A 22,910-nucleotide genomic window follows, 5' to 3' on the forward strand; every position below is an offset into this window, starting at 1 on the left:
AACGCCCCAGACAACCTGCGACAAGCTGCTCGCACATGGGTGTGCAGCGCCAACCATTGAAGAGCTGCACATGCATGCGCGCATCACCGCCTCACATCCGGAACACGCCGAAGCGTGTCGTTTCGATCGGCGCATTCAACGCAGCCGACAAGCCCAGCCCAAGCACACGACGCGTATCGGCCGGATCGATGATGCCGTCGTCCCACAGCCGCGCACTGGCGTAATACGGATGCCCCTGCTGCTCGAACTGTGCCCGGATCGGCGCCCTGAACGCCTCTTCTTCCTCGCCCGACCAGGCCCCGCCCTTGGCTTCGATCCCGTCGCGACGCACCGTGGCCAGCACGCTGGCGGCCTGTTCGCCGCCCATCACACCGATGCGCGCATTCGGCCACATCCACAGAAAGTTCGGCGAGTACGCGCGGCCGCACATGCCGTAATTGCCGGCACCGAACGAGCCGCCGATCATCACGGTGAACTTGGGCACCTTGGCGCAGGCCACCGCCATCACCAGCTTGGCACCGTCCTTGGCAATGCCGCCGTGCTCGTATTTGCGCCCGACCATAAAGCCGGTGATGTTCTGCAAAAACACCAGCGGAATGCCGCGCTGCGTGCACAGCTCGATAAAGTGCGCGCCCTTGAGCGCGGACTCGGAAAACAGGATGCCGTTGTTGGCGATGATGCCGACCGGGTAGCCGTGCAGATGCGCAAAGCCGGTGACCAGGGTGCTGCCATAGCGTGGCTTGAATTCGTCCAGCTGCGAGTCGTCGACGATGCGTGCGATCACTTCGCGCACATCGAAGGGCTTGCGCGTATCGGCAGGGATCACGCCGTAGAGTTCATCGGCGGCATGCCGCGGCGGCAGCGGTGCACGCAGTGCCAAAGTTGCGGCCGGCTTGCGCCAATTGAGTTGCCCGACAATAGCGCGCACGCGCGCCAGGGCCTGCAGGTCGTTGTCGGCAAAATGATCGGCCACGCCAGAAATGCGTGTATGCACATCCGCACCGCCGAGTTCTTCGGCACTGACTTCTTCGCCGGTGGCCGCCTTGACCAGCGGTGGGCCGCCGAGAAAGATGGTGCCTTGCTCGCGCACGATCACCGTCTCATCGCTCATCGCCGGCACGTAGGCACCGCCAGCGGTGCACGACCCCATCACGCAGGCGATTTGCGGGATGCCGTTGGCCGACAGATTGGCCTGGTTGTAGAAGATGCGCCCGAAGTGATCGCGGTCGGGAAACACTTCGTCCTGCAGCGGCAAAAATGCACCGCCGGAATCGACCAGATAGATGCACGGCAGGTGGTTTTGCTGCGCGATCTCCTGCGCACGCAGATGCTTCTTCACCGTCATCGGGTAGTAGGTGCCGCCCTTGACGGTGGCATCGTTGGCCACGATCACGCATTCCACCCCGGACACACGCCCGATGCCGGCCACCACGCCAGCGCAGGGCACTTGATCGTCGTACATGCCGTGCGCGGCCAGCGGCGCGATTTCCAGCAAGGCGCTGCCCGGATCAAGCAAAGCATCGATGCGATCGCGCACCAGCAATTTGCCGCGGGCGGTGTGCTTGGCGCGCGCGGCTTCGCTGCCGCCCAATGCGGTCTGCGCCAGCGTGCGGCGCAGATCCTCGATCACTGCGCGCAGTGCGGCAGCGTTGTGTTGGAAGCTCTCGCTACTGATCTGCAGCTGGCTGGTGATCACGCTCATGATGGCTCCGTCAGGCGGTGCGTTCGAACAACTCGCGGCCGATCAACATGCGTCGGATCTCCGATGTACCTGCACCGATTTCGTACAGCTTGGCATCGCGCCACAAGCGCCCGGTGGGGTAGTCGTTGATATAGCCGTTACCACCCAATACCTGGATCGCCTGGCCGGTGAGCCAGGTCGCCTTTTCGGCGGCGTAGAGAATCGCGCCGGCCGCGTCCTGGCGTGTGGTCTGCCCCGCATCGCAGGCGCGCGCCACCGCATACACGTACGCGCGGCAGGCGTTGAGCCCGACGTACATATCGGCCAGCTTGGCCTGCATCAACTGGAAGGTGCCGATCGGCTCGCCGAACTGCTTGCGCTCGTGCACGTACGGCAGCACCACATCCATCGCGGCGGCCATCAATCCCAGTGGGCCACCGGCCAACACCACACGTTCGAAATCCAGCCCGGACATCAGTACGCGCACGCCGCCGTTGAGCGTGCCCAGCACGTTCTCGGCCGGCACTTCGCAATCGGTGAACACCAATTCGCAGGTGTTGGAGCCGCGCATGCCGAGCTTGTCGAGTTTTTGCGCGGTCGAAAAGCCAGGCATGCCCTTTTCGACGATGAACGCGGTGATGCCGCGTGCACCGGCGGCCGGATCGGTCTTGGCGTACACCACCAGCACATCGGCATCGGGGCCGTTGGTGATCCACATCTTGCTGCCGTTGAGCACAAAGCGGTCGCCGCGCGCGTCGGCACGCAGCTTCATCGACACCACGTCCGAGCCGGAGCCGGCCTCGCTCATCGCCAGCGCGCCGACATGCTCGCCGGTGCACAGCTTGGGCAGGTAGCGCTGCTTCTGCTCGGGCGTGGCGTTCTTGCGCAGCTGGTTGAGGCACAGGTTGGAGTGCGCGCCGTAGGACAGCCCGATCGCGCCGCCGGCCCGCGAGATTTCTTCCATCGCCACCACATGCGCCAGATAGCCCATGCCGCTGCCGCCGTAGTCTTCTTCCACGGTCAACCCGAGCAGGCCCTGCTCGCCGAACAGGCGCCACAGCTGCGCGGGGAAAACATTGTCCTGATCGGCAGCGGCCGCGAGCGGGGCAATATGGTGGCTGGCAAAGGCCGCCACGCTTTCGCGCAGCAGATCGATTTCTTCGCCAAGCGCGAAGTTCAAGGACGGCACGTGCATGGAGCGACTCCGCAAGGATCGGGGTGTGCCGGGTGGGAGCGGGCAGGCCGCACGGCGTTTGTGCGCAGCCTAGCGGTCCGCAGTGAAAAAGTGAACTAAAATTCAACTATTGAACCCAGAATCACACCATGGCTTATCGACGCTCCGCCCTGATGGAAGAACGCCTGGCCGGCAACCGCGAACGCATCCTGCACGCGGCCCGCGGCCTGATCGCCGAAGGCGGCTACCGCAATGCGCCGGTGACCGCCGTCGCCGCCGCAGCCGGCGTCTCGACCGGGCAGATTTACCGACATTTTCCTTCGAAAGCCGAGCTTTTCGTGGAAGTTCTCAACGAAGCCGTGCAGCGCGAGATGACCATCCTGCGCACCATCGCCACCACCCAGGCCAGTGCCGCCGAGCGCCTGCGCAACGCCATCGCCACCTTCGTGCGGCGTGCGCTGGCCGGCCCTGCGTTGGCCTACGCGTTCATCGCCGAGCCGGTGGAAAGCGAAGTGGATGCCGAGCGCATCCGCGGCCGGCGCCTGTTTGGCGAGGTGTTCCGCCAGTTGCTCGCCGAAGGCGTGGCCGCAGGCGAATTCCCGCAGCAATCGCTGGACGCAGCGGCGGCCTGCATCGTCGGCGCCTTCACCGAGGCCTTGGTGGGCCCGGTTGCCCCCAGCCGCGGCGACCCGCAACAGGGCGAGCAACTGGTCGAGGCGATCTGCGGCTTCTGCTTGCGCGCGGTGGGTGCGCGGCAGTCGGCCAGCTGACAGTGCACTGACCACACACCAGCTGTGCTTCATTGATGCACATAACTGTGCGTATACTGTGCAAATCCCTTGCTGGAGTCGTGCGATGGTCGCCGTCCTCAATCCCCTGGCCCTGACCGAACGCCTGCGCGTGCCGGATCGCACCATTCTGTCGCCGTCGGCCATGGCCGGCCTGCTGGATCTATCGCAACAGGAACTGGCCGAACTGGCCGGCGTGCATCGCAACAGCCTGCGCGTGCACCCGGAAAGCCCGCGCGTGCAGGACCTGCTGCGCAACCTGTCGCGTTTGCTGGTGGCGATGGCGCAAGTCCAGCCGGACGAACGCCAGGTGGTGTTCCACCTCAAGAACACGCCGATCCCCGCGTTCGAATTCGCCACCTTGCTGGAGGTGGTCAAACAGGGCCGCACCGACGATGCATTGACCTACCTGCGCACCGTTGAAGCCGGGGCTGCCGGTTGAAGCTGAGCGCCCCGGCGCACTGCACGTTGTATCGCGCCTTCACCCCGCGCTGGGCCGCCGAACCGCTGAGCGGCGCCGGTGCCGCACGCTCGGGTGGGCGCTTCAATCGCTTCGGTCAACCCGCCTTGTATCTCTCGCAGCAACTGGAAACCGCTGCCGCCGAATACGCGCAGGCCGCGCCGTTTCTACCGCCGTTTACGTTGGTCAGTTACACCGCTGATCTGCCTGCGCTGGCCGATTTGCGCCTGCTCGATGCAAGCTGGGATCCGCTCTGGGCCGATTGGACCGAGGACTGGCGCAAGGCCCTGGTCAACAAGATCGAACCGGTGAGCTGGGTACTCGGCGACATGCTGCGCGAGGCGGACATCCCCGGCGTGATCTTTCCCAGCATGGCGTTGCCGGAGGGCATCAACGTGGTGCTGTTCCTGGACATGCTGCAGCCTGAGCGGGTGCTGCACGTGCTCGACGATGGCCGCCTGCCGCGCGATGGGCGGAGTTGGGGTGATCCGCCCATCGTGGTGTAACGGCTTGCGCGCGCGATGCATGACGCCACGCTCGAATTTTCAACCAACCAACAGTTGCACCACACCGGCCAGCACCGGCGCGGCCACAGCTGTCGGCAGAATCAATCCACGCCGATACGGCAGCAACCACAGCGACAGCAACGCCGCAGCACCGGTTAAGGTACCAATCCACAATACCGAACCGATACCCCAGCCCTGCGCGTGCACCGCCAGACCAAAGGTGAGCAGCAACAGCAGCCAACCCAGCACGCGCAGTTGCCGCGAGCGCGCAGCGCTCAGCATGCGGCCGCGTACCTCCTGCTGATGCTTGTCCATCGCCAGGCATAACGCAGCGAATCCCGAAAAATTCAGTGCCAGCAACAGCAATACACTCATGCGCTTTCCTGCATCGGCACGCTGTTCTGCGCAGGCGCAGTGGCGCGCGCGCGTCGCGCAGATGCCGATTGCGGGGCCTTCCAATGCTGCAAACGCCAACCTGCGATCCCCAGACACATGCCAAGGAACAGGCACACCAGATCGACACCGGCCAGCGCCCATTGCCCGGCCGGCAACGCCGGCAACGTCACGCCCAGATGCACATCGGTGGTGATCGCGTTGAGCAGCGGCACCAGCGCAAACAACGCCGCGCCCAGATACAACTGCCAACTCCACATCGCGCGCCGTGGCCAGACGAACGCGGCCAGCAATGCGGTGGCCCAGGCGGCGAAAAACAGATTGGCCTCCATCGCTGCGCGCGCTTCCAGCGTCACCGGTAACAATCGGTTGGCCCAGAAGAAGCTGGCAAAGGCGATCGGCAAGCCGGCGACCGTGCCGATGTTGAGCGCATCCACCAGACGCAGCCCGAAGCCGATGCGCCCGGCCTTCAGGTGTTTGGGGCGTTCTTTCACCGCCCACATCACCACACCGCTGGCCACCATCAAACAACCGAGCAAACCGGAGCCGAAGAACAGTGCGCGCATCCATGGCCCGGCAAAGTGGGCGATATGCAGGCCCACCATCGTGCCGCGCGTCTGGCTGGCACCGCCCGGCGCGCCGCTACGCTGCAGGCGCTGGCCGCTGATCGCATCGAACAGAATGGACGGTGCATCGGTCGAGAGACTGCCGGCCACCTGAGTCACGCCGACCGCGGCATGCGCATCGTTGGGAAGCGACACCGCCACGTTGCCGATCTCGCCACCGCGCCAGTCGCTGCGCGCACGCGCCATGAACTGTTCCAGCGGCAGCATGCGCGCCGGTGTGCCCGATGCTTTGCGCGTATCGGCAACCCGGTTGGCGGATTCTTCGTAGAAACGCATTTCGTTGTCGGGGTACTGCGCCTTGATGCCCCACGGCAAGTACATGAACATCAATGTCACGATGCCGGTGTAGGTGATCATCGCGTGGTACGGCAACGCGGTCACCGCGCTGACATTGTGGAAATCCAGCCACGAGCGCAGGCCCTTGCCCGGGCGAAAGGTAAAGAAATCCTTGAAGATCTTCTTGTGCGTGATCACCCCGCTGATGATCGCCACCAGCATGAACATCGCGCAGAAACCCACGATATAGCGCGACCACATCACCGGCAGATAATGCAGATCGAAATGCAGCCGATAGAAGAAGTCGCCGCCCAGCGTGTCGCGTGCGGCGATCTCCTTGCCGGTGGCCGGGTCGATGATGGCGTTGCCATACATCTCGCGGCGGCTGGCCGGTTTGCCATCGGCCGGCGCAGGATTTTGCCAGTACATGCTCACCACCGGATTACGTGTGTCCGGCAAGGTGATGTTCCAACTCTGCGCATCGGCCGCATGCGCTTGCAGATACTGTTCGGCGCTTCGCAGTGCGGTCGCGTTGCTCACCGTGGTGGTGGGCAGTTCCGGGCGCATCCAGCGGCTGATTTCGTCGCGGTAATAACTCGCCGTGCCGCCCATGAAGATCAGCAGCAACACCCAGCCGACCAGCAGCCCGGTCCAGGTGTGCAGCCACGCCATCGACTGGCGGAATCCCTGCTTCATGCCACGCTCCGTTGCAGCCATGCGGCCAGTGCGAACATCAGCGCCGCCGGCACCGCGATGCCGGCCCACGCCCGCCACACGCTGGCGGTGGCAAAGGCCCATAGCGGTGCACACGCGCACACCACAATGCCGACCAGCATGCTGGTCAGCACCGCTTCGCTGGGCGGCATCGGCAGTACCAGCGCCAGCAACAGATTGGTGGCGCTGGCCAATGCATAGCCGCCAAAGATCGCGGCCAGCGTGCGCGCAAGCACGCCCAGCCAGGGGCGCCTGAACCAGGGAAGCGACAGGGGCGGTGCGGTAGACATCAGCTGTGCTGCATGTGCGGCCGACTTACTCGGCCAGGAAGGTCAACGTGCTGATGTGGTGGATCATCGCCACCTGCTTGCCGGCGATCTCGCGCTTCACCGGCTCCTTGTTGGTGGCGACCAGGATGTGGCGGCCGGCGCGCAGCTTGGGCAAGGTCACCTGGCCCTTGGCATCGGAGGTCAGCGTCTTTTGCCACTTCTGCGGGTCGATCACCGTCACCTCGACCTTGGGCAGCGGCTTGTTGCGATAGAGCACGGTCAGCGTGTTGCTGTTGGCGGCGGTGGGCACCAGTTCGAAATCGAGCTTGGCCGCAGGCGTGGCGCGTCCGGCGCGGGCGTAATAGCTCACCGTCTCGAAACCGCCGGCTTCGCCCTTCCACGGCTCGAACACGCTGTCGTCGCTCAGCCAGGCATCGCCGGTGCCGGACAGCGGCGCGCTGAGGAACTCGCTGCCGCGCTGCAACGCACCTGCCTTGCCGGCCGTGCCGAACACGGTTGGCTTGACCACGCGCTTGATCTCGTCTTCGCCATGGTCGAGGGTGTCCTGCGCCGGCTCGCCGAAGTAGATCCGCACCGGGCCGCTGCCGTCGCGCTCGATCCAGATTTCATGGGCCTGGGCAGACAGACTGATGCTGGCCAAGGCCAGGCAGGACAGCAGAAAGGACTTCATCGCGGCGACTCCTCGTAAGCGGGACCGGGCGAGGCGAGAACCGCGTCACCGTGGGTTGATGGGAATGATACGCAATTCCACGAAACGAGACCAACGCGCCATCCGGCACCTGCGGGGTTCGACCAGCGCCTGGTCATCACGCGGGCAAGCGGGTTCGGCCGCGGAGGGGTAGTGCCAAGCGGCCCCGTCATGCGGCATCGCGGCAATTTGCCAGCGGCACGCGAGGTGGCTGCGCACAAGACGTACAGCCCGCCAAGCTGCAGGACGCATCGCGGCGATAACTGTCATGCACAGTGGCCAGACTGGCGCGAACTGTGCTCTATACTCCGGCGCTAGCAGAGGTCTTCGACCAACAGCCAGGGGTGAGCGCGTGCGGAATTACGACCTCGAGTTCCTGAAAAAATTCTCGATGGTGATCGGACTACTGGTAGTGATCACCCTGGGCCTGATCGCCCTGGCAGCCTATTTGCAACGTGCCATTCCCGACGAAGTCTCGCCCACTGCGGCCAAGCGCGTGCAGCAACGCATCGCCCCGGCCGGCGCGGTGTATGCCGGCACCACCGGCGCGTCCGCACAAGCGGCGGCTCAGGCAGCAGCACTGGCCAAGGCCTCCTCGCAGTCCGCCTATGGCGGCAGCACCGACGGCAAGACCATCTTCGACAATCTATGCACCGCCTGCCATACCACCGGCGTAGGCAAGGCGCCGACGTTGGATCATTCGCATTGGGACGCGCGCATCGCCCAGGGCAAGGACACCTTGTACAAGCACGCGATCGAGGGCTACACCGGCCCGGACGGCGGCATCATGCCGGCCAAGGGCGGCAACCCGGCGCTGACCGAAGAACAGGTACGTGCCACGGTCGATTGGATGCTGGGCAATCTGAAGTAGGCGCCTGAAACAAGCGCCTCCACGCACCAGCTGGTCGCAGTTCGCAGCGGTTTGTTAGCCTGTTGCAACGCTCAGCCGCTCATGCGCCGCCTTCCGGGCGGCGCTTGCATTTTGGTCTACGTCTTTCTGGAGTGTGTCGATGTCGCGTTGCTCGCTTGTTGTGCTCGGTGTGATCGGTCTGCTGGCTCCGCTGCTGGGCAGTGCCGCCGATGGCGCGCCGCAACGCCTGTCGATCGCCGATGTGCAGGGCGAAGACACGCGTAGCCCTTACGACGGCCGCGTGGTGGAGGTGGAAGGTATCGTCACTGCCGATACCCGCATCGGCCTTGCCGGCCTGTTCGTGCAGCAGCCCGGGTTTGAGCCGCGGCGCTCGCACGGCCTGTTCGTCACCGGCGCCGGCGATGCCGAGGTGGCAGTGGGTGATCGCGTGCGCGTCATCGGCACGGTGCGCGAAGTGTCGGCAGGCGGCGAGGCGAGCCTGACCACGGTGGATGCCAGCAGCATCGAGCGGCTCGCCAGCGGCCAGCCGGTACCGGTGCGCATGCTCAGCGGGCCGCCGGCCAACTGGGAAGCGCTCGAAGGCGAGCATGTGCGCATCGCTGCGTTGACGCTCAACGGCAGCGATCGCCTGGAGACTTATGGCGAGCTGGTCGCCGCCTTCGGTGGGCGTTTATGGCAGCCGAGCGAAGTGGCCGCGACCGGCACTCCGGCTTTCACGCAGGTTGAAGCGGAGAGCGCACGTCGCCGGGTGCTGCTGGACGATGCACGCAATGGCCGCAGCCCCAAGACGGTGGCCTATCTGCCGGCAGATGCGGTGTTGCGCACCGGCAGCCTGCTCAAGTCGGTGGATGGCATCGTGGACCAGCGCTACGACGGCAACTACCGCATCCAGGTGCTGAATCCGCTGACGCTGCCGGCGATGCCGACCGCGGTGGCGCCGCAGGTCGGCGGCGATCTGCGCATTGCCTCGTTCAATCTGGAGAACTTCTTCAACGGCAATGGCCGCGGCGGCGGGTTTCCGACCAAGCGCGGTGCGCGCACGCAGGAGCAGTTCCAGGCGCAGCTGGCCAAGCTGGTGTCCACCATCGTGCCGTTGCGCGCCGACGTAGCCGCGTTGATGGAGCTGGAAAACGACGGCAACGGTGCCGATGCCGCAGTGGCGCAACTGGTGGCCGCGCTCAATGCCGCCGGCAAGGACAAGGACTGGCAGTTCGTCGACACCGGCAGCGGCCCGGGCGATGACGCGATCCGGGTTGGCATCGTCTATCGCAGCACCCAGGTCACCCCGGTCGGCAAGCCGGCCACGCTGACCGGTGGGCCGTTCGACAGCCACAGCCGTGTGCCGTTGGCGCAGGCGTTTCGCAGCACCCGCGGCGCCACTTTCGTGGTGGTTGCCAATCACTTCAAGTCCAAGGGGTGCGGCACCGCCAACGGCGCCGATGCCGACCAGCGCGACGGCCAGGCTTGCTGGAACGCCACCCGCACCGAGTCGGCCAAGCGCCTGCACCAGTGGTTGCAGACCGACCCCACCGGCGCGCAGACCAAACTTGCCGTGCTGCTGGGCGACTTCAACGCCTACGCCATGGAAAGCCCGATGCGCAGCCTGCGCGCCAGCGGCTGGCAGGATGCGTTCGCAGTGGCCGGAGTGAAACAGCCTTACAGCTACGTCTACGATGGCATGAGCGGACGGCTGGATCACGCCTTGCTCAGCCCGGCGATGGCCAAGCAGCTGCGCGGCGCAGTGGAATGGCATATCAACGCCGATGTCATGGACGATGCCGGCTACGCCAAGCGCAATCTGGCCGGTCCGTGGCGCAGTTCCGACCACGACCCGGTGCTGCTGGGCTTTTCGCTGTAGCACAAGCTGGCGTTCGAATCCCGCTGCAGGCGCGTGCGCGATAGGTGCTGTCTGCAGCGTAGTTTTCGCGCGCTGCTGCGCTGCCATGGAAAAAAGCAGGCCGCGAGCGCACGCGGGGCTTGCACCTAGTTCGCGCAATGCCCCGCGCGGCGACGTAGCCGCAGATTGACCAGGTGCGTGCTGGCCAGCAGCAGGCTGCCGGTCACCGTGATCGGGGTTTCCAGCGTGCCGCCGGCCACCCCGCTTGCGCCGAGCACCAGGCCGGCCAGTCCGAATGCCGCCAATGCCCACACCGGCGCGGGCAGTGCGTGTCGGCGATGGCTGCTCCACAGCGCGCAGCCGCTGAGCGGCACGGCGGCGGTGGCGAACACCACATGCACCCATTCGGCCCGGCTCCAGGTGCCTAGCAGCGGGAGTGCGGCGGCCAGCAGCGGCAGGGCCAGACAGTGCAGCAGACACAGGCTGGACAGCGCGATAGCCGAGCGATCCAGCACAGAAGCGGTAACGCGCATGGAGCGTGTCCTGTCGAGTAAGTGTTATATAGTAACATTTCACTCCAGCCAGGCTCTCAGGATGTCCCTGTCCCCCAAGCGCGATTCACGTCTTCCCGTCACCGTGCTGTCCGGCTTCCTCGGTGCCGGCAAGACCACCTTGCTCAACCGCATCCTGCATAACCGCGACGGCCTGCGCGTGGCGGTGATCGTCAACGACATGAGCGAGGTCAACATCGACGCGCAGCTGGTGCGCGACGGCGGCGCGGCCTTGCGACGCACCGAAGAGACGCTGGTGGAATTCAGCAACGGCTGCATCTGCTGCACGCTGCGCGACGACCTGTTGCAGGAAGTGCGGCGGCTGGCCGAGCAGAAGCGCTACGACTATCTGTTGATCGAATCGACCGGCATCGCCGAGCCGATGCCGGTGGCGGCCACCTTCGCGGTGCGCGATGCCGATGGCTTCAGCCTGTCGGATATCGCGCGGCTCGACACCATGGTGACGGTGGTGGACGGCAGCCGCTTTCTGCAGGATTTCGGTTCGGCCGCCACGCTGGCAGAGCTTGGCCAGCAAGCCGGCCCGGACGACACCCGCGGGCTGGTGCAGTTGCTGGGCGAACAGGTGGAGTTCGCCGACGTGCTGGTGATCAGCAAATGCGACCGTATCGATGCGCAGCAACTGATGCGGCTGCGCGCGGTATTGCGTGCGCTCAATCGTGAAGCGGCGATTGTGGATGCGGCGCACGGCGATGTGCCATTGCACCAGCTGCTCGATACAGGGCGCTTCGATTTCACCCGCGCGCAACTGGCGCCGGGCTGGATGCAGGAACTACGCGGCCAGCACACGCCGGAAACCGAGGAATACGGCATCAGCAGTTTCGTGTACCGCGCACGCCGGCCGTTTCATCCGCAGCGCTTCGCGCGCATGGTGCATAGCGGCCTGCCGCAGGTGATCCGCAGCAAGGGCTTTTTCTGGCTGGCTAGCCGCATGGATTGGGTGGGCGAGTTGTCCAGCGTGGGCGGTGCCACCCAGACCAACGCGGCCGGTTTCTGGTTCGCCGCACGCCATCGCGTGGATGCGCAATTGGTCGGCGTGCTGTTGCAGACTGGCATCACCCCGCTGCCGTACACCGACATCGGCTGGCAGCGTCAGCAGACCCAGTGCTGGACCGCGCCGCTGCCGCAATTGCACGAAGTGGGCGATGCCAGCGAATACGCCGCGATGCAGCGGCTATGGCATCCGCTATGGGGCGACCGACGCCAGGAGCTGGCGGTGATCGGCGTGGACATGGATGCGCCGGGCACGCGCGCTGCGCTGGATGCGTGCCTGCTCAGCGATCACGAACTGCGCCAAGGCCCTGCGCACTGGCAGTTGCTGGATGATCCGTTTCCGCATTGGGAGCGGTGAAGCGACTTGGTCATACTGCCAAAGTCAGCCCGCCGGCAGACCGTATGTCATCGGCTACACGCTGTGCAAAACCTTTCGTGGCGTGCAGGATGCAAACCACATGGGCGCCTATTGCTGGCGGCATCTGCGCTGACCGCGTGGCTGCAGGGGCGTGCCGAGTTTCGACTCTCACAAATAACCATTGTCGATTGCCTCTTGATGGTCGTTACGTTCTATGTCGTAGGACCGCTTACGCTCTTGCGCTGTGGTTGGCATCAATGACATCTGTCGCGGCGCTCCAATTTTATGCAGATGGTTGTCTGTTTGCTCGGTGATATTCTTCAGAGAAACCAGATTCTTGTAGCCCTGCATCATGCGTCGAAGACGCGCTATCCCGGGGGAGGGCATGGCGCCTTCTTCAAGGGACTCCAGGTACCGCTCGGCGAGCGCATAATTCTTCTTTAACATATCGCCATCGATGTTTTTATTGATGAACTCCCATAACTTGGCGCTGTTGAAGTTCACCGCGACTGCGTTGTCTTTGACCCATGACTTGGCGCTGTTGAAGGGAAGAGTGATGGGTTTCGGTGCAGGAATGTCTTCAACTGGTGCGAGCGCGGCCAATAATGTTTCGAGCTGAGGAACGCGGCCTTGCGATAGTGTGGGTGCGACCGGTACGAGCTGTGGTGTTGGCACGGTATGCTGCGGATGCTGCCTCTTATCACGGCGCATTTGCTGGGGGAGGGGGGCTTGCAATTGCGTTGCCGAACGTGCATCAGACGCCGCGTGCTGCGAGCGCTGCCCATCAGCACGGCGCAGATTGTTGGAAGATGCCAGTTGCACTTTCCCCGCTTCCTTCAGGGCAAGCATGTTCTGGTAACCCTGCATCATGCGCTTCAGTTGGCGCATCTTAGCAGGCGATGCGCCGCTTTCCTCCAGACTGTCTAGGCGCCGCGCTGCGCGCGTGTAATATTTTTTCAGCACCTCTTCGTCAACAAACTGGAGTTCTTTCTCAAGCGATTTCAACTCGCGCTGATTATGTTCCCTGGCAAACTGCGGTATCGCGCCGGTCGTGGCGTGTGGTGCAGAGATGTCTTGCATCGGTGCGAGTGCGGCCAACAGTGCATTGAGCTCGCTGTCGCGGACTTCATTGCGCTTGGCGAGCAGCGCATAACGCTGCTCTATCACCTGATCTTCTGCTGGCGTTGCATCGCGATCCTCAACAAACAGCTGTTTGCTGATCTCGTTGTAGCGTTTGTTGATCTCCGCAAAATCCTGAGTCAAGCGGCGTAGCGAGGGTTGCCGTTCCATGTGCGCGCGCGGAGAGGCCACTGTCGACGACGCTGGCTCTACTGCAGGCGGCACAGATCGCGCACTCCCCGCGTTGTGTCGCGGCTTCGGCTGCTGCGGGGTTTCGCGATGCCTTGCGTTGGAAATGGGCCCTTGCAATCCGTGTTCGGTGCGAGGTTGCCGCTGCTGTGCCTGCTGCACATGCCCGGGTCCGGGCATGACCGGCGATGTCGCCAGTGGCGGAGAAACTATCGGGATAGGTGCCTGCCTGATCGGAGCTGGCCGCGGTATCGAGACAGTCCGCTGTGGTTCCGGCCCTTTGACGCGCGCCGGCCCGGTGGCCTGTGGAGCAGGCTGCTGCCGGCGTGCATCGACAACGGGCTGCGCGCCATGCCTTTGCGGTGGGCGAGCTGGTGTGACCACCTGCGTCACGTAAGGCCTGGGCGCAGCTGAGGTGCGCGTTGGCCGTAGCGCTGAGGAACTCATGTGCATTGACGGCAGCTGCTTGCGCAAGGACTCGAATGATTTGTGCGCGGACGCAAGAAAGGCTTGGGTAGATGTTTTCGCCGTGCCCTGCGGTTTGCTGCGCTTGTGCGCTTGAGACAGCGGATGCTGCGTGGTCGTCTCAAGGTTCTTTGTAGTAGTGGTCGAGGCGGGGCTGGGCGGTTCTGGAGCGATCTGACTGCGGCTGCTCGAAAACAGTTTCAGACGCATGACGAACTCCTGTCGGTCGTATGTGCCCACAGTAGCGACCGCCTCCGATGGCGTGATGCAGGCTGCGAACCGGCGTCGCGCAAGCCGAAATGTCACTCTCAATCGATGTGCACGCCGCAGGCGATCGCCGCGCTTGCAGGTGCCGCCTTCGGCTCGGCGTCGAGGTATCCAACAACGTGGTCATGCATGTCCGTCGCCCTGCTTCCGCTGTTGGTTGACTTCCTTCAGGTCATTTATCGGAGCCGCCAGGGTGCGGTAGCTTTGCATGAGCCGTTGCAGTTTCAGGATCCGCTCGCACGGCGCAGCGCTTTCCTGCAAGCCATCCAGCTGCACTTCGGCATGCCTGAAGACCTCGGCCAGGCAGGTCGAGCGAGCCATCGCGTGCAGTGCCAGCGATCGCACGTGAGCGCGCTGCATCGCATCGTTGTGCGTATTCGTCAGCTGGTCGGCTGTCGTGTTCGGGGCACCTACTTGCTCCAACGGTGCAAGTGCTTGCAGCAGAAACTCCAATTGACTGTCGCGTACCTGATTGCGCCGCGCCAATAGACGATTGCGTTGATCGAGCACGCGTTGTTCCTGCGGCATCGCCTGGCGCTCCTCAAGAAACAAGCGCGTGGTAATGGCGTGGTATTGCGTGTTGAGTTGTATCAGGCGGCGGTTCATGCCTTGCAACAGAGACCGCATCCCAGCGCGAGGCAATCGTGCATCGCTCGGCGGCGATGCGTGGGACGCAACACCAGCCAAGCACGGCGATGATGGAAACCAGGCCTGCGCTGCCTGTTGCTGCGTCCGTTGAAGCGTGCAGGCAGGTGCTTGCTCCTGTCGTGCGGCAGCCGCATGCCGCAAATTTACGCCGCCAGGCGCCGCAGGCAGCCTGCGCGGTTGGGCAAACAGCCGCGACGTGCCTGAGCCGGAGGCACCGGTTGCATCTGCGGCAGCGCTCGTTGCCTGCCGTTCTTTCAACCAGGGATTCAGCCGCATGACCCACTCCAACCGGACGACAAGCCCTGTGTGTGGTCGCTACGGTATCGAGCTTGTTTTACCGAACCCGGTACGCTGCGAACAAACGGCCCACTAACCGAACGGCTGATGTTTTCAATCGGTGTACATGCCCCATGCGATGGCGGCGATCGCCGGGACCGCCAGCAGCAGACCCACGCGTACGCGTGTACCGATACGCTCCTTGAACCCGAGCGCGCCCACCAGTACGCCAAGGACGACCACGCCGATGTTCATGCTCGCAAAGACCGTAGCGGGGCTGTGCGGCAATGCTTGATGGGCGCGCACATAGCAAAAAATGTTGCCGAAATTGAGCATGCCCAGCAGCACGCCGGCCACGACGTTGCGGCCGTCCATCCGCACGCCGCGTGTCCAGCGCAGCCCCTGCAGCAGCGACATCAGGACGAAGGCGATGGCGAAGCACAGCGTCAGCGAGGTCAGCGACGACGTACCGGCCTGCGCGATGGTCTTGAGCAACAGATCGATCAGTGCAAAGCCCATCCACACACCCAGTAGCCACAGCCACGCAGCCGAGGGAGCCGGCGCAGCGCGGTCGCGCGGATCTGCGCGTTGCACGATGCATACGATGGCCAGCAGGCCCATGCCCAGTCCAGTCAGCTTCCATCCGTTGAACGGCTCGCCGAACAGGGTGAAAGCCGCCGCCAACGACAGCAGCAACGACAAACGTTGTGCCATCTCGGTACGCACGATGCCGGCGGTGGTCACGGCGCGCGCCAGCAGCATGAAGATCGACGGCAGCGCAACCGAAAGCGCCAGCAATGCTGCCCACGGTGTGGACGGCGCATGCAACGTGTCCAACGCAGGATCCAGCAACAGCCACGCCAGGACGGCAGCGGTGGCGTAGTTCCAGGTGATGGTCTGGGCAGCATCCAGGCGATAGCGCGGCACCAACTTGAGAAGCACCGACACCAGGACACTGCAAACAACGGCAAACAGCAGGAAATACATAGGCAACGCAACGAAGTGTGCAGGCAGGGCGATGAACGCGGCCGGCGGGGCGGCTATTATGAGGGCATGTCCAATCTCCCATTCCCCACCGAATCGGCTGCGTTGACGTTGGAGGGGCCGGTCGGCCCGCTCGATATCGCGGTCGATCTGCCCGAGCCGGACGTCGCTGTGCAACCGGTCACCGCCATCGTCTGCCATCCGCTCTCCACCGAGGGCGGCAGTATGCACAACAAGGTCGTCACCATGGCCGCGCGCGCGTTGCGCGAGCTGGGCATCACCGTGGTGCGCTTCAATTTCCGCAGTGTCGGCAACTCGGCCGGCAGCTTCGATCATGGCGACGGCGAGCAGGACGATCTGCGTGCGGTTGCCGCGTGGGTGCGCAGCCAGCGCCCGGGCGACACGTTGTGGCTGGCCGGTTTCAGCTTTGGCGCCTACGTGTCGTTGCGCGCTGCCGGCTCGCTCGAACCGCAGGTGTTGATCTCGATCGCGCCGCCGGCCGGGCGCTGGGATTTCAGCGACATGCAGCCGCCTGCGCACTGGTTGGTGATTCAGGGCGATGCCGATGAAATCGTCGACCCGCAGGCGGTCTACGACTGGCTGGACACGTTGGAGCAGCAACCCGAGCTGGTGCGCATGCCCGACACCAGCCACTTCTTCCACCGCAAATTGATCGACCTGCGCGGTGCGATCCAGCATGGTGTCCGGCGCTGGTTGCCGGCCGCAGTCTGACCGCGGCATGGCCCACGCATAGGCGTATCGCTCTGCGATGCGCCGTTAAGCGGGCTTGGCAGCAGCCGGCCCGCGGAGAACACGATGACTGAGATGACCCCGTCGCAGCGCTACGCCGCCGGCGTACAACGCGGCGACTGGCGCGCCGATCCAGCGCAGCAGGCGGCGTTGGCGGAGCTGGACCGTATCCACGAGGCCTTGGTGGACAGCGCGCAGGACGGCTGGCTGGACCGGCTGTCGGCCTTCTGGAAAAAGCCCGAGCCGGTGCGCGGCCTGTATTTCTGGGGTGGGGTGGGGCGCGGCAAGACCTTCCTGGTCGACCTGTTCTACGACGGCCTACCGATCAAGCAGAAATACCGCACGCATTTCCACAGGTTCATGCGCGGCGTGCACGAGCAATTGCGCGAGCACGCCGGGCAAAGCGACCCGTTGGCCAAGATCGCCCAGCAGTGGCGCGAGAATCTGCGCGTGCTGGTGCTGGACGAATTCTTTGTCACTGATATCGGCGATGCGATGTTGCTGGCGCGCTTGCTGGAACGTTTGTTCGCCGAAGGTGTGACCCTGGTGACCACCTCCAACACCGCGCCGGAAAACCTCTACGCCAATGGCTTGCAGCGCGACAGCTTCATGCCGGCGATCGGCTTGCTGCAGAAGTTCTGCGTCGAGCTGTATGCCGAAGGCACCGAGGATTACCGCATGCGCGCATTGACGCGTTCGCCGGTGTACCGCGCGCCGCTGGATGCGCAGGCCGATGAGTGGCTCAGCCAGCGCTGGAGCGAATTGAGCGGAAATGCCGAGGCACGTGGCGGCAATATCGAAATCGAAGCGCGCAAGATCGCGGTGCGCGCACGCGGCAAGAGCATCGCCTGGTTCGACTTTGCCGCGCTATGCGAAGGCCCGCGCGGCCCGGGCGACTACATCGAGATCGCGCGCGAATTCACCACGGTGATGCTGGGTGGCATTCCGCATTTCGACCGCATGAACGAGGACGCGGCGCGCCGTTTCGTCAATCTGATCGACGAGCTGTACGACCGCCACGTCAATCTGGTCTGCACCGCGCAGGACGCGCCGCCCGCGTTGTACAGCGGCCAGCGCCTGGCCGGCGCCTTCGAGCGCACCGCCTCGCGTTTGATCGAGATGCAGAGCGCCGAATATCTGGCCACTGCGCATCGGGCGTGAGTTGATTGCGTGACATGCGTAGGCCAAAGGCGCACTGCACGGATTGCTTTGCTGGCCTGCGATCTTGCTGGGGCAGCAACGTCATCGCGCGTGCACCGTAGCCGTCAGGGACTTTCCCAGTTACTGCGGCTCGGGACAACGTCGAGGATTTCGGCATCGCCGTTCGGAAATCGGCGATAGATCAGAGTAAATTTTCCGCTGCAGGCGGGCGCCAGATAGGTTCCTGGCTGCACGCCTTTGCGATGGGTCATGACGCCATCAAGGGTCTGGCCCTTGTCGTATATTCGCTGATCCTGTGCGTCTGCAGTGCCTTCGTTGGTCGCGTCCATGCAACCGACCCAGTACTCGACCCTGGCTTCGTCCGCGCGTAGCGTCCAGTACACGGTCATGTCTTGGCGATGTGTTTCCTGGCCTGCTGTTTCAATGCCTGCAAGCGATCACGTGCGTGTTGGCCTGTCAGCGAGTCAGCCGGATTGGCATCGGCGGCCTCCACGGCAGAGCGCGTGCGGTCGGTCAAAAACCGCAGATACGCAGCATCCTTGTGCACGCCCGCGATGCGGCTCTGCTGATCTGCGCGCTTGCGCAATCTGATGCGCACATTGTTTGCCGGATCCGCTTGCCGGGTATTGTCGACGCGGTAGCTGTGGATGCCGATCTGGTGCAACGCTTTGGCTGCAGCCTCGATCCCGGCAAAGGTGCGCGGCTCTCCCAATTTGGAGATGAGCAGGCGCCGGCTATGGTCGCGCGCAAGCAGTTGCACCGCATAGCCATCGTCGGCCCCGAGCACGATCGCGTCTGACATGACGCCGGCTGCTACCAGCTCTTTGGCAGCCGCCAGCTTTACGGCCGGCATGTCTTTCACCAGAGGTGATGTTTTGCCCTTCAGGTGAAGTGATCGGAGGACAGATGTGAGGTCGGACATACGATTCTGGCGATACGAGCAGGGTTCCCGATTACTTATAACTCAGGTGGCCGGCAGCTGCACGGCTGCAGCACATTGCGGATTTTTCTCAAGAGCGAATAAAATCGCTTGCTATTAAATAGCGCGCTATGTAAAATGCAGCCATGGACACCGCCACAGCCACTACCGCCCGGACCAACGCGCTGCTGCAGCTCGACAACCAGCTGTGCTTTGCGCTGTATTCGGCCAACCTGGCGATGCACAAGCTCTACCGCGGGCTGCTGAAGGCGTTGGACCTGACCTATCCGCAGTACCTGGTGATGCTGGTGCTGTGGGAGACCGATGGCCGTAGCGTGTCGGAGATCGGCGAGCGCCTGTACCTGGACTCGGCCACGCTGACGCCGCTGCTCAAGCGCTTGCAGGCCGCTGGCCTGGTGACGCGCACGCGCGCCGTCAGCGACGAGCGTCAGGTGATCATCGGGCTGACCGACGCCGGTCGCGCCTTGCGCAGCAAGGCGGGCGCGGTGCCGGAGCAGGTGTTCTGTGCGTCGGCATGCTCGTTGGACGAACTGCGTCAACTCAAGCAGGAACTGGAAAAGCTACGCTCCAGCCTCGGCACGGCGTGAGTCGACCCACCCGTACCTACGTTCTTGATTTACATGTCGCACACGATTCAATCGTCAACGATTCAATTACATCCTGCGCCGCGAGCGCTCACTCTGGAGAACCACCATGGCCTCACCTGAAAAGATCCTCTACACCGCCCACGCCACCGCAACCGGCGGCCGCGAAGGCCGCGCCGTGTCCTCGGACAAGGCGCTGGACGCCAAGCTGTCCACCCCGCGCGAGCTGGGCGGCGCTGGCGGCGACGGCACCAACCCGGAGCAGCTGTTCGCTGCCGGTTATGCGGCCTGCTTCATCGGCGCGATGAAAGCCGTTGCAGGTCAGGACAAGCTCAAGCTGCCGGGCGAAGTGAGCATCGACAGCAGCGTTGGCATCGGCCAGATTCCGGGTGGCTTCGGTATTGCGGTGGAGCTGCGCATCGCGGTGCCGGGCATGGACAAGGCCGAACTGCAGGCGCTGGTCGACAAGGCCCACCAGGTCTGCCCGTACTCCAACGCCACGCGCGGCAACATCGACGTCACCCTGACCCTGGCCTGATCCAAGCCAGTGCTGCCGCGCACATCGCGTAGCAGTGTCAGAAGCGGCCCGGCGCATGCGTCGGGCCGCATTCGTTTGGACGTGCTGGCGATGCCTGCAGCCGCGCGGCACACTACGGCGATGACAGTGCTTGTTTCGCCGGCGCCGACCGGACTCTTCTGCGCATGAGCGCGCCGCGTCCCACCTTGTTGCTGCTGCCGGGCCTGCTCAACGATGCGCAGCTGTGGCACGCGCAGCGCGTGGCATTGGCCGAGGTTGCCGAGTGCGTGGTCGGCGACATCACCCAGGGCGAGAGCATGCGCGCGCTGGCGACGCAGGTGCTGGCGCAGATGCCGCCGCGTTTTGCATTGGCCGGTTTCTCGTTGGGCGGCTATGTGGCGCAGGAAATCCTGCGCATCGCGCCCGAGCGTGTGGAGCGGCTGGCCTTGCTGGATACCTCCGCACGTGCCGATTCGCCCGAGCGTGTCGCGCAACGGCGCGCGCAGGAAGCGAGCGTGCGTGGCGGAAAGACGTTTCTTGGATTCGGCGAGCGGCTGATGCGGCATTACGTGCATCCATCGCGCTGGCAGGACGCGGCCTTGCTGGAACGCGTGCGCGGCATGACCCAGCGCCTGGGCGTAGAGGTCTTCGTGCGCCAGAACCGGCTGGAGCGGGAAGATGGTCGCGCGTTGCTACGCGCTTACACCGGCCCGCTGCTCGTGCTGTGCGGCCAGGACGATACGATCACCCCGCCTGCGTTGCACGAGGAAATGACTGCGCTCGCCGTGCAGGCGCAGTTGGTGCAAGTACCTGCGTGTGGCCATCTGTCGCCATTGGAGCAGCCGCAGGCGGTATCGGATGCGCTGCGGGAATGGCTGCTGGCCTGATACGCGCTCTCAGTGCGCAGCCGTCACCACCACGCCGTTGGAAACCGGCGCATCGTCGTGCTCTTTCTGCTGATGTTGATTGAGTTCCAGCATCTGCAAGCGCTCGCCATGAAAGCGATACTCCAGCGCCTGTTGCACCGCGTACAACGCTTCTACCTGCGTGCATAAGGTCCGCGCCTGCGCCTCCAATGCTTCGCTGCGTCCCTGCATCTGCTGTTCCATGCGCGCGTCCAATTGCTCCCCGCGTCGCTCCAGCTGCGCGGTGCGTCCGGTCATCACCGTCCACATCACGCTGCGGGTCAGGCCGCCGGCCAACTCTTCTGCGGCCTGTTCGACGTTGGCTTCGAAGTGTTCGTCGAACAGCTCCTGCTCCCAGCGCCCACGCCCCAGGGTGGTATCGACCTGCGCAAGTGCGGTGACGCGCAGCCGCTCCACCTTGCGCTCCTGGCGCGTGCTGCCGGTGAGCATCTGCACCACGCCGGCCAGCGCATCGAAGGTGATGTCGACCACCGATCGGGCGATGCCGGTCACTGCCGGCATCAGCGTGCGGGCGCCGTGCTCGATGTCGCGCAGGAGTTGCGCGTCTGCAGCGCTGACCGGTTGCGGTTGGCGATCCACGTTGAGCTCGCCACCGTGGAAAAAGATCTCGCGCGGCACGCCCTGTTTGCGGCGTAGCCAGATGCCACCGCTGTCGGCCAGCACGTCGTAGGACGTACGGACCTCGCACTGCTGCGAAGACACCTGCGGTTTGGCGGTTTCGGCCTGCGCGCTACAGGCCGCCAGCAATAACAGCGGCGCGAGAAAGGCAGTGGGGCGCATGGCGGCGGCCTGGGAATCGGAAGACCCCAGCATCACGTGTGGCGATGCGCACCGCCATGGGCAGGAAGTCAGGGTGCCGCACCCCTTTATCCGAACCAAACGGCAACTGCAAAAGCGTGAAGCGGGTCGAGCACCTGCGCGCTGACATCTTTTTAGCGGCTGGCTCACTTGACTCTCACGGCGTATGGTGTGAATTATGTTGCACAGCAGCATCGGAGCTCCGCAATGCTCGACTCACGCATCGAAAAGGTTGATCTGGCGCTGACCGAGATCGCCCAGAATCCATCGGAAAAGGTGGCGCTGTGGCAATGGGCCTGCCGCGAGATGTTGCACGAGACGCTGATCGGCATGCACCAGCTCTCGCATCTGGCCGGCATCGCCCGGCAGGTGGCCAACGACTGGCGCGAACCGGTGGATGTGATCGCCCCGGCAAAGCCCTATCTGGCCGCCTCGGCGTTGGCCGATCGGCGCCTGCCGCAGGTGCTGGATGGCCTGGGCAGCACCCACGATGACAACGACCGCGCCAATCTGTGGCGGCTGCGGTATGCCAGCCTGATCGCTGCCACCCTGCAAGGCATGCAGGCATTGGCCGAAAAACATCGCATCGATCGCCAGGCGATAGCGATGGGGTAGTTGAACTAAGCGTTTATTGCGGCACTGCGTGGCTGAGCGGCTGCGCAATTGTTCGAGCCGCCGCTTCAGTGCCGAACGGCCGCCTCTTCCATATGCCGCCAGGCATGCCGCACGATCCAGCGCGCCTCATCCCAGGGCACCGACAGCATCGGTTGATAGTGGTAAAAGCCGTCCTGCAACACGCGGTAGAGCTGCGCCTCGGTAGCGCGCGGGTAAGCCAGATAAATGTCGTAGCCGAGCTTGAGCAGCCGGGCATAGTCGGCAAAATCGTAGCCGCCCAGATGGCCTTCGGCGTGGACATCGCGCCAATAGGCGATCTCTGCGTCGAGGTTGACGACGCGGCGGGTCAAGACGGATGCGGTGTGCATGGGTAGGACTCCGTTGTCGAGACTTACCCCCCTGTGGCTGGCACCGTAGCAGCGCCTGTCACGTGCAACCAGCACGCGA

At 64.3% G+C, this 22,910-nt stretch carries 26 protein-coding genes; 12 read left to right on the forward strand and 14 right to left on the reverse strand.

The window, feature by feature from the left end; translation table 11 throughout:
• Window positions 1-91: 91 nt before the first annotated feature.
• Both FFY45_RS08140 and FFY45_RS08145 read right to left on the reverse strand, forming a co-directional pair.
• Complete coding sequence (locus FFY45_RS08140) at window positions 92-1,702, reverse strand: carboxyl transferase domain-containing protein (RefSeq protein WP_176340042.1); 1,611 nt, start codon at window positions 1,700-1,702, stop codon at window positions 92-94.
• 10 nt (window positions 1,703-1,712) lie between these two features.
• Entirely contained in the window at window positions 1,713-2,876 is a 1,164-nt protein-coding gene (locus FFY45_RS08145; protein WP_176340043.1) for an isovaleryl-CoA dehydrogenase, read from the reverse strand.
• Window positions 2,877-3,004: 128 nt separating this feature from the next.
• Between FFY45_RS08145 and FFY45_RS08150 the strand changes: the two genes are divergently transcribed.
• The 3 genes from FFY45_RS08150 to FFY45_RS08160 all read left to right on the forward strand — a co-directional run bounded on the left by FFY45_RS08150 (window position 3,005) and on the right by FFY45_RS08160 (window position 4,609).
• Window positions 3,005-3,625, forward strand: a complete 621-nt coding sequence (locus tag FFY45_RS08150) for a TetR/AcrR family transcriptional regulator (RefSeq protein ID WP_176340044.1) — start codon at window positions 3,005-3,007, stop codon at window positions 3,623-3,625.
• An 85-nt stretch (window positions 3,626-3,710) separates the two neighbouring features.
• Complete coding sequence (locus FFY45_RS08155) at window positions 3,711-4,085, forward strand: hypothetical protein (RefSeq protein ID WP_006450089.1); 375 nt, start codon at window positions 3,711-3,713, stop codon at window positions 4,083-4,085.
• Entirely contained in the window at window positions 4,082-4,609 is a 528-nt protein-coding gene (locus FFY45_RS08160; protein ID WP_176340045.1) for an RES family NAD+ phosphorylase, read from the forward strand. Before FFY45_RS08155 ends, FFY45_RS08160 begins: the two co-directional genes overlap by 4 nt.
• Window positions 4,610-4,648: 39 nt before the next feature.
• Here the strand turns inward: FFY45_RS08160 and FFY45_RS08165 are convergent, their stop codons facing one another.
• Genes FFY45_RS08165 through FFY45_RS08180 form a run of 4 tightly spaced genes read right to left on the reverse strand, consistent with a single transcriptional unit; the run spans window position 4,649 to window position 7,578 of the window.
• On the reverse strand, window positions 4,649-4,984 hold the full coding sequence (locus FFY45_RS08165; RefSeq protein ID WP_176340046.1) for a DUF3325 domain-containing protein: 336 nt from the start codon (window positions 4,982-4,984) through the stop codon (window positions 4,649-4,651).
• Entirely contained in the window at window positions 4,981-6,600 is a 1,620-nt protein-coding gene (locus tag FFY45_RS08170; protein ID WP_176340047.1) for a PepSY-associated TM helix domain-containing protein, read from the reverse strand. The genes FFY45_RS08165 and FFY45_RS08170 overlap by 4 nt, the downstream gene beginning before the upstream one ends.
• A complete protein-coding gene (locus tag FFY45_RS08175; protein WP_128417191.1) occupies window positions 6,597-6,908 on the reverse strand; it encodes a DUF3649 domain-containing protein in 312 nt (103 codons plus the stop codon). Before FFY45_RS08175 ends, FFY45_RS08170 begins: the two co-directional genes overlap by 4 nt.
• 25 nt (window positions 6,909-6,933) lie before the next feature.
• The gene (locus FFY45_RS08180) at window positions 6,934-7,578 is read right to left on the reverse strand and encodes a DUF4198 domain-containing protein (RefSeq protein WP_176340048.1); all 645 of its coding nucleotides are present in this window, start codon (window positions 7,576-7,578) and stop codon (window positions 6,934-6,936) included.
• A 370-nt stretch (window positions 7,579-7,948) separates the two neighbouring features.
• Between FFY45_RS08180 and FFY45_RS08185 the strand changes: the two genes are divergently transcribed.
• Both FFY45_RS08185 and FFY45_RS08190 read left to right on the forward strand, forming a co-directional pair.
• Window positions 7,949-8,467: a c-type cytochrome gene (locus FFY45_RS08185; protein ID WP_074058609.1), complete on the forward strand. Its 519-nt coding sequence runs from the start codon at window positions 7,949-7,951 to the stop codon at window positions 8,465-8,467.
• 139 nt (window positions 8,468-8,606) lie between these two features.
• Window positions 8,607-10,325 carry an ExeM/NucH family extracellular endonuclease gene (locus FFY45_RS08190; RefSeq protein WP_176340049.1) on the forward strand — a complete coding sequence of 573 codons (1,719 nt, stop codon included), beginning with the start codon at window positions 8,607-8,609 and terminating at the stop codon, window positions 10,323-10,325.
• Between the two features lie 125 nt (window positions 10,326-10,450).
• Here FFY45_RS08190 and FFY45_RS08195 read toward each other — a convergent pair whose 3' ends face one another.
• The gene (locus FFY45_RS08195) at window positions 10,451-10,837 is read right to left on the reverse strand and encodes a MerC domain-containing protein (protein ID WP_176340050.1); all 387 of its coding nucleotides are present in this window, start codon (window positions 10,835-10,837) and stop codon (window positions 10,451-10,453) included.
• Window positions 10,838-10,898: 61 nt separating this feature from the next.
• On the opposite strand from FFY45_RS08195, the gene FFY45_RS08200 reads away from it, so the two are divergent.
• Window positions 10,899-12,224 carry a GTP-binding protein gene (locus FFY45_RS08200; RefSeq protein ID WP_176340051.1) on the forward strand — a complete coding sequence of 442 codons (1,326 nt, stop codon included), beginning with the start codon at window positions 10,899-10,901 and terminating at the stop codon, window positions 12,222-12,224.
• 168 nt (window positions 12,225-12,392) lie between these two features.
• Here the strand turns inward: FFY45_RS08200 and FFY45_RS08205 are convergent, their stop codons facing one another.
• From FFY45_RS08205 to FFY45_RS08215, 3 genes are all read right to left on the reverse strand, one after another.
• Window positions 12,393-13,514 carry a hypothetical protein gene (locus FFY45_RS08205; RefSeq protein WP_176340052.1) on the reverse strand — a complete coding sequence of 374 codons (1,122 nt, stop codon included), beginning with the start codon at window positions 13,512-13,514 and terminating at the stop codon, window positions 12,393-12,395.
• An 873-nt stretch (window positions 13,515-14,387) separates the two neighbouring features.
• Entirely contained in the window at window positions 14,388-14,870 is a 483-nt protein-coding gene (locus FFY45_RS08210) for a hypothetical protein (RefSeq protein WP_255171898.1), read from the reverse strand.
• A gap of 432 nt (window positions 14,871-15,302) precedes the next feature.
• Window positions 15,303-16,175: a hypothetical protein gene (locus FFY45_RS08215; RefSeq protein WP_176340053.1), complete on the reverse strand. Its 873-nt coding sequence runs from the start codon at window positions 16,173-16,175 to the stop codon at window positions 15,303-15,305.
• Window positions 16,176-16,241: 66 nt separating this feature from the next.
• Between FFY45_RS08215 and FFY45_RS08220 the strand changes: the two genes are divergently transcribed.
• Together FFY45_RS08220 and zapE are read left to right on the forward strand one after the other, a co-directional pair.
• The gene (locus FFY45_RS08220; RefSeq protein ID WP_176340054.1) at window positions 16,242-16,904 is read left to right on the forward strand and encodes an alpha/beta hydrolase; all 663 of its coding nucleotides are present in this window, start codon (window positions 16,242-16,244) and stop codon (window positions 16,902-16,904) included.
• 84 nt (window positions 16,905-16,988) lie between these two features.
• Complete coding sequence (gene zapE / locus FFY45_RS08225) at window positions 16,989-18,083, forward strand: cell division protein ZapE (protein WP_176340055.1); 1,095 nt, start codon at window positions 16,989-16,991, stop codon at window positions 18,081-18,083.
• A 104-nt stretch (window positions 18,084-18,187) separates the two neighbouring features.
• On the opposite strand, the gene FFY45_RS08230 is transcribed toward zapE, so the two are convergent.
• A complete protein-coding gene (locus FFY45_RS08230; protein ID WP_176340056.1) occupies window positions 18,188-18,472 on the reverse strand; it encodes a hypothetical protein in 285 nt (94 codons plus the stop codon).
• On the reverse strand, window positions 18,469-19,005 hold the full coding sequence (locus FFY45_RS08235) for a hypothetical protein (protein WP_176340057.1): 537 nt from the start codon (window positions 19,003-19,005) through the stop codon (window positions 18,469-18,471). The genes FFY45_RS08230 and FFY45_RS08235 overlap by 4 nt, the downstream gene beginning before the upstream one ends.
• 143 nt (window positions 19,006-19,148) lie before the next feature.
• Here FFY45_RS08235 and FFY45_RS08240 point away from each other — a divergent pair, with 143 nt between their 5' ends.
• From FFY45_RS08240 to FFY45_RS08250, 3 genes are all read left to right on the forward strand, one after another.
• Complete coding sequence (locus FFY45_RS08240; RefSeq protein ID WP_176340058.1) at window positions 19,149-19,610, forward strand: MarR family winged helix-turn-helix transcriptional regulator; 462 nt, start codon at window positions 19,149-19,151, stop codon at window positions 19,608-19,610.
• A gap of 106 nt (window positions 19,611-19,716) precedes the next feature.
• Complete coding sequence (locus FFY45_RS08245; RefSeq protein WP_023902199.1) at window positions 19,717-20,145, forward strand: organic hydroperoxide resistance protein; 429 nt, start codon at window positions 19,717-19,719, stop codon at window positions 20,143-20,145.
• A 164-nt stretch (window positions 20,146-20,309) separates the two neighbouring features.
• Window positions 20,310-21,011, forward strand: a complete 702-nt coding sequence (locus FFY45_RS08250) for an alpha/beta fold hydrolase (protein WP_176340059.1) — start codon at window positions 20,310-20,312, stop codon at window positions 21,009-21,011.
• A 9-nt stretch (window positions 21,012-21,020) separates the two neighbouring features.
• Here FFY45_RS08250 and FFY45_RS08255 read toward each other — a convergent pair whose 3' ends face one another.
• A complete protein-coding gene (locus FFY45_RS08255; protein ID WP_176340060.1) occupies window positions 21,021-21,863 on the reverse strand; it encodes a DUF2884 family protein in 843 nt (280 codons plus the stop codon).
• 192 nt (window positions 21,864-22,055) lie between these two features.
• Between FFY45_RS08255 and FFY45_RS08260 the strand changes: the two genes are divergently transcribed.
• Window positions 22,056-22,463: a hypothetical protein gene (locus tag FFY45_RS08260; RefSeq protein WP_176340061.1), complete on the forward strand. Its 408-nt coding sequence runs from the start codon at window positions 22,056-22,058 to the stop codon at window positions 22,461-22,463.
• 65 nt (window positions 22,464-22,528) lie between these two features.
• Here FFY45_RS08260 and FFY45_RS08265 read toward each other — a convergent pair whose 3' ends face one another.
• On the reverse strand, window positions 22,529-22,831 hold the full coding sequence (locus FFY45_RS08265) for a hypothetical protein (RefSeq protein ID WP_023902203.1): 303 nt from the start codon (window positions 22,829-22,831) through the stop codon (window positions 22,529-22,531).
• Between the last annotated feature and the right edge of the window lie 79 nt (window positions 22,832-22,910).

The sequence above is a fragment of the Xanthomonas hortorum genome (assembly GCF_011305375.1).
GTDB classification, from domain to species: domain Bacteria; phylum Pseudomonadota; class Gammaproteobacteria; order Xanthomonadales; family Xanthomonadaceae; genus Xanthomonas; species Xanthomonas hortorum_E.

What these genes read in the sequence shown, in the direction of transcription:
- FFY45_RS08250 (WP_176340059.1), top strand. Translation starts at nt 20,310, where the DNA reads ATGAGCGCGCCGCGTCCCACCTTGTTGCTGCTGCCGGGCCTGCTCAAC.
- FFY45_RS08180 (WP_176340048.1), bottom strand. Translation starts at nt 7,578, where the DNA reads ATGAAGTCCTTTCTGCTGTCCTGCCTGGCCTTGGCCAGCATCAGTCTG.
- FFY45_RS08245 (WP_023902199.1), top strand. Translation starts at nt 19,717, where the DNA reads ATGGCCTCACCTGAAAAGATCCTCTACACCGCCCACGCCACCGCAACC.
- FFY45_RS08170 (WP_176340047.1), bottom strand. Translation starts at nt 6,600, where the DNA reads ATGAAGCAGGGATTCCGCCAGTCGATGGCGTGGCTGCACACCTGGACC.
- FFY45_RS08195 (WP_176340050.1), bottom strand. Translation starts at nt 10,837, where the DNA reads ATGCGCGTTACCGCTTCTGTGCTGGATCGCTCGGCTATCGCGCTGTCC.
- FFY45_RS08155 (WP_006450089.1), top strand. Translation starts at nt 3,711, where the DNA reads ATGGTCGCCGTCCTCAATCCCCTGGCCCTGACCGAACGCCTGCGCGTG.
- FFY45_RS08260 (WP_176340061.1), top strand. Translation starts at nt 22,056, where the DNA reads ATGCTCGACTCACGCATCGAAAAGGTTGATCTGGCGCTGACCGAGATC.
- FFY45_RS08175 (WP_128417191.1), bottom strand. Translation starts at nt 6,908, where the DNA reads ATGTCTACCGCACCGCCCCTGTCGCTTCCCTGGTTCAGGCGCCCCTGG.
- FFY45_RS08215 (WP_176340053.1), bottom strand. Translation starts at nt 16,175, where the DNA reads ATGTATTTCCTGCTGTTTGCCGTTGTTTGCAGTGTCCTGGTGTCGGTG.
- FFY45_RS08140 (WP_176340042.1), bottom strand. Translation starts at nt 1,702, where the DNA reads ATGAGCGTGATCACCAGCCAGCTGCAGATCAGTAGCGAGAGCTTCCAA.
- FFY45_RS08145 (WP_176340043.1), bottom strand. Translation starts at nt 2,876, where the DNA reads ATGCACGTGCCGTCCTTGAACTTCGCGCTTGGCGAAGAAATCGATCTG.
- FFY45_RS08240 (WP_176340058.1), top strand. Translation starts at nt 19,149, where the DNA reads ATGGACACCGCCACAGCCACTACCGCCCGGACCAACGCGCTGCTGCAG.
- FFY45_RS08150 (WP_176340044.1), top strand. Translation starts at nt 3,005, where the DNA reads ATGGCTTATCGACGCTCCGCCCTGATGGAAGAACGCCTGGCCGGCAAC.
- FFY45_RS08265 (WP_023902203.1), bottom strand. Translation starts at nt 22,831, where the DNA reads ATGCACACCGCATCCGTCTTGACCCGCCGCGTCGTCAACCTCGACGCA.
- FFY45_RS08210 (WP_255171898.1), bottom strand. Translation starts at nt 14,870, where the DNA reads ATGAACCGCCGCCTGATACAACTCAACACGCAATACCACGCCATTACC.
- FFY45_RS08220 (WP_176340054.1), top strand. Translation starts at nt 16,242, where the DNA reads ATGTCCAATCTCCCATTCCCCACCGAATCGGCTGCGTTGACGTTGGAG.
- FFY45_RS08255 (WP_176340060.1), bottom strand. Translation starts at nt 21,863, where the DNA reads ATGCTGGGGTCTTCCGATTCCCAGGCCGCCGCCATGCGCCCCACTGCC.
- FFY45_RS08205 (WP_176340052.1), bottom strand. Translation starts at nt 13,514, where the DNA reads ATGGAACGGCAACCCTCGCTACGCCGCTTGACTCAGGATTTTGCGGAG.
- FFY45_RS08190 (WP_176340049.1), top strand. Translation starts at nt 8,607, where the DNA reads ATGTCGCGTTGCTCGCTTGTTGTGCTCGGTGTGATCGGTCTGCTGGCT.
- FFY45_RS08165 (WP_176340046.1), bottom strand. Translation starts at nt 4,984, where the DNA reads ATGAGTGTATTGCTGTTGCTGGCACTGAATTTTTCGGGATTCGCTGCG.
- FFY45_RS08235 (WP_176340057.1), bottom strand. Translation starts at nt 19,005, where the DNA reads ATGTCCGACCTCACATCTGTCCTCCGATCACTTCACCTGAAGGGCAAA.
- FFY45_RS08230 (WP_176340056.1), bottom strand. Translation starts at nt 18,472, where the DNA reads ATGACCGTGTACTGGACGCTACGCGCGGACGAAGCCAGGGTCGAGTAC.
- FFY45_RS08200 (WP_176340051.1), top strand. Translation starts at nt 10,899, where the DNA reads ATGTCCCTGTCCCCCAAGCGCGATTCACGTCTTCCCGTCACCGTGCTG.
- zapE (WP_176340055.1), top strand. Translation starts at nt 16,989, where the DNA reads ATGACTGAGATGACCCCGTCGCAGCGCTACGCCGCCGGCGTACAACGC.